5 protein-coding genes are annotated in these 3,825 nt (G+C 59.9%); 3 read left to right on the top strand and 2 right to left on the bottom strand.

The genetic code is table 11. The features are described from left to right. The 3 genes from AWB81_RS47865 to AWB81_RS41040 form a co-directional block, all read left to right on the top strand. On the top strand, nt 1-366 hold a 366-nt coding region (locus tag AWB81_RS47865), incomplete at its 5' end, for an RNA-dependent RNA polymerase family protein (RefSeq protein WP_235026187.1). 119 nt (nt 367-485) lie between these two features. After that, entirely contained in the window at nt 486-767 is a 282-nt protein-coding gene (locus AWB81_RS48665; RefSeq protein WP_327373420.1) for an ATP-dependent DNA ligase, read from the top strand. A 137-nt stretch (nt 768-904) separates the two neighbouring features. After that, nucleotides 905-1,315: a hypothetical protein gene (locus tag AWB81_RS41040; protein ID WP_062644165.1), complete on the top strand. Its 411-nt coding sequence runs from the start codon at nt 905-907 to the stop codon at nt 1,313-1,315. On the opposite strand, the gene AWB81_RS41035 is transcribed toward AWB81_RS41040, so the two are convergent. Beyond that, nucleotides 1,287-2,765, bottom strand: a complete 1,479-nt coding sequence (locus tag AWB81_RS41035; protein ID WP_062644163.1) for a UvrD-helicase domain-containing protein — start codon at nt 2,763-2,765, stop codon at nt 1,287-1,289. The two genes, AWB81_RS41040 and AWB81_RS41035, sit on opposite strands and share 29 nt — an antisense overlap. A gap of 306 nt (nt 2,766-3,071) precedes the next feature. Further along, nucleotides 3,072-3,825: tyrosine-type recombinase/integrase (locus AWB81_RS41030; RefSeq protein WP_062644161.1), on the bottom strand; the 754-nt coding region annotated here is incomplete at its 5' end.

The following is a 3,825-nucleotide window of genomic DNA, read 5'->3' as shown; positions in this document are numbered from 1 at the left end:
GGATTCACTCACGTGTGGGTGACTTCGGAGAAGGGCCGGGCGATGGTGCGGCAATTGACCGCCAAAGACCGCGTCGCGCGTACGCTCAAAGCAGTCAGCCGTGTCTGCCGTGGTATGCGGACCCGGCCGCTTCGCGATCAGCACCAGCGTCTGAGTCGAATGCTTAAGGGGCACTATGCCTACTTTGGCATCAGCGGCAATTTCGAGCGCCTGGCGACTCTGCGGAATCACGTCGCCCACATCTGGCGTAAGTGGTTGTCGCGAAGGTCGAACGAACGCTCTATGCCATGGGTTGCCTTCATGAGAATACTCACCCTATTCCCGTTACCGCAGCCTCGGATTGTCCGTCGTTACGCCAAACCGTGAGCGAATCTGCATGATGAGGAACCGGATGCCTTAATTGGGCTCGTCCGGATCTGTGAGGGGTGAGGGGGCGACCTCCTCGCCTACTCGGAGGCCGCCCACCATAAACGGCACCTGGCGAGATGCCACCCGTTATTGAGCCTCAGCTGGTCACGCTGGTGGAACGCCGCCTGACGGACGGCGACTGGTCCTACGAAATCAAATTCGATGGCTACCGAATGCTCGCGCGCTTGGAAGACGGCGTCGTCAATCTCATCAAACGAAACGGACATGACTGGACCTTCAGGCTGCCTCGCCTTCGGGAGGCGCTCCTGTCGCAATCCAATTCCGATCGGCAGGTCTGCACGCGTTCACATCCAACAGACGTACGGCGGGCGGCGCACGGCAGCAGGAAAATCCGGTAGCTAGCGTTTGGTAACATGGCGAATGGCTCTATCGGCAAACCATTATGCCAATCTCGAAGAAACGTAGATCGGCCAAAGCGCCGCGCGACAGATCAAAAGTCTTGTTACTGCCGATGCCTCGGCACGATTCGGATGCGATGTCCCTGCGTTCGCGGCTCGCATTCGAGGCAATGCGCGCCCAACGCGCCACAGCGAGAGACGTCAGGCAGGTCGCACAGGCGGTGTTGCTTACTGGGTTCATGACAGAGGTGGGGCATGGCTTGCTCGAACTCCCCTTCCTTGAAGAAGTCGAGAAAGAAGTACTTGCGCTACTGGAGCGAGGAAGGGCAGTCGACGACTCGATCGTGCCCGAAACGCTTCTTGAAAGGCTACCCGCTATCATCAACGAGCACGACCGGCAATTGAGGGAAGTGCGCCTCGGGGTGGTGAAGGCGGCTTGCGAACGCCTTGACAGAATGGTGACCTCCGCCATCGCCCGATCCGAAGAGCGCGTTGAATCACCGGCGAGTCCCTTCGAGACTAATTCTGTGCAGCAAAGGGGGCGCTGAACAGTCTCAGCAATTGATCCCGTAGATCGGAGATATCGAGCACGTGTTGCGCGCGGGTCAAAGCCACGTAGAGGAGGCGCAATTCGTCCTCGTCCATGGTCAGTCGGCCATCAATCATCTTGAAGCGGAAGTCATTGACGACTCTCACCCGTTTCCATTCGAGGCCTTTCGCGCGATGTACCGTCGAGATGACGTAGTCGGCTTGGCCTTCGGGCGTCACACGCTGAGCTATAGCGCGCAGATAATTGGTGCCACGTCCGTCGACGATTTCCACAATCGGCCGCAGGTCCTGCCCGAGGGCGCTGCGTGCGAACGACTGGGCCTCCTTCCAGTTCTCGAACAATGACAACGCAGTCGGACGAAACGCTCTGCGGCCGGCGAGCAACTGATCCGCCCCGTCGGCGAATGCGACGATCTCGTTTGCGTTCATGCGAATCGCGGGCCGATGGCCCATCTCAATACCAGCTGCGAACTGCCAGATCGCTGTTGCGTTCTTGCGGCAAAGCACCGCGTCCACAGGGGGCGCAATAGACGGGTCCTCGACCATGATCGAGCCGATACCGGACTGGCCACGTATGGGCGTAGTCTCGCCAAGTAGGGCCAAAACGCGGCTCGCGAGTGCAGCGAACGTTGGGCCGAAGCGAAACGATTCGGTGAGCGGCCGCTCCGGCGCGATGATCTGTGCCATCGCATTGACCGCGCCGCGCCACTCGTAAATCTGCTGGTAGGGGTCTCCGACATAGATGATCTGCGCGTGTCGCTGCCGCGACAGAACGGAGAGCATGACACCATCGCTGTCCTGCGCCTCGTCGAACAAGATGAAGTCCGCGTCGATGCGAGGATTGCTCCGTGCCCACACCTTCAAATAAACATCCGGCAGTATGGCGCTGCGCCCGCGCGGATCGATACTCTCGCTCCAAAGTCGTGTTACATGGGGCGCAAGAAGGGCACGCAGCCAGTCAGCAGCGTCCTCGCGCACTTTTTCATCCACCGGGACGTGAAAAGCCTGCGGGGATTCGTCGGACGAGCGACAAAACCTACCCAAACCGTCTGAGATCATCCGGCCGATCTCAAACGGCGCAATCTCGACGGCCTTTTCGGTGATGGTAGGCACCTCGATTGCCCCAAGTCCGTAGCGAGCGGCAAGCTCGTGAGGAGGCTCCGATGGCAGGTTGATGCGGGCAGTGAGGCGAGACGGGGCGCCGGCGTAAGCAAGTGAGTGCACCGTGCGTGCAGCTACATTTGCCGGAAAACCTCGACGCGCAGACTCAGCGATCTCTTTGTTGAAAGCAAGGTAGCTCCCGCGCCGAGAGCCGAGTTGATGCGCAACCAGTCGAAGCGTGGACGTTTTGCCGGCGCCGGCATACGCCTTGACCTTCAGATCGTCGCCGCTACTGGCGGCGGTCACGACGGCTTCCTGCTCGGCCGTAGGTTTGAAGGTGGTGGCCACGATAGAGCGCTTCCGAGAAAAAGCGACAGTGTGCCGGAAGTTCAGCAGACGGGCGCTTTCCGAGGCGAGGGCCGCGCCCGCGAACCGTTCGCGAACACGAGCGCAAACAATCTCGTACGGAAGAGGACTCAGAGAGCGACCATACTGTCACGCTCGTCGACATACTGGCGTTCTCGCCCATCTCGTGGCTTGTCTCGAGCATCGGCCCTGCTGCCCAAAGGTTGTTGCCGCCCCATCTCGGACGAACTGACCGAGCATCGATGTTCTGCACCCCAGTGGTTAATCTCGTTCCGAGCCTGACTGAAGTCACCCGATCTCGCTATTCATAGATTCATATTCACAATCAAGCGATGCAAAGGATGGGTCAAGTGTCTGCCGCAGTCGAACGCTGGTGCGATGACTGGACAGGCCCAGCAGGTTGGCGACCTCTTCGTCAGTGCGGCCCGCATGGAGATGGCGGCGCGCGTAGGTATTTCTTAACAGTCGTGGGCTCATATCTGCGGCCGTGATCTCCAATGTGTTCAAGGCCAACCGCACGCATTTTCCGAGCGTGTCGTCCTTCATCGGCTTACCGGCGGCGGTCGCCAGAAGCAGCCACTCACTTTGACAGGCCAGCTTCGCTCGCGCGTCGTGGTACTCCCGCAGTATGTCGAGCGAGAAAACTTCGAGCGGAACTCGGCGAGCGATCCGCGGACCGCGCTTTTGCACTGACACGTCCGGCCGGATGCCATGAATATCGAGGTCGGAAATGCGGAGGTAACGGCATTCGGCGGCCGTGATGCCGGCGCCTAGCAAGATCGCAACAATGGCTGTGTTACGAAGCGCTTTAAAGTCCATTCCCGGCTGCGGGCGGCAAGCCGATTGCAACCGGCCATCATCCGCAAGCGAAAGGTAGATTGGCGTGGGTTCGTCCTCGGGCCACGACTCTGCGGCGAGCATCTGAGCCACAGGGTTAGCCGAGCGCAGTTCCATGGCGACAAGATACCGAACGAGCCGGTCGATGAGCTTCAGGTATCTCAGCCGTGTCGTTGTGCCCGGCGAGCAATCTCTCGCGAGTTCT

Source organism: Caballeronia arationis (assembly GCF_001544975.2).
Classification (GTDB): Bacteria; Pseudomonadota; Gammaproteobacteria; order Burkholderiales; family Burkholderiaceae; genus Caballeronia; species Caballeronia arationis.
The sequence above is the reverse complement of the archived record's forward strand: the minus strand, read 5'-3'. Positions and strand labels throughout refer to the sequence as shown.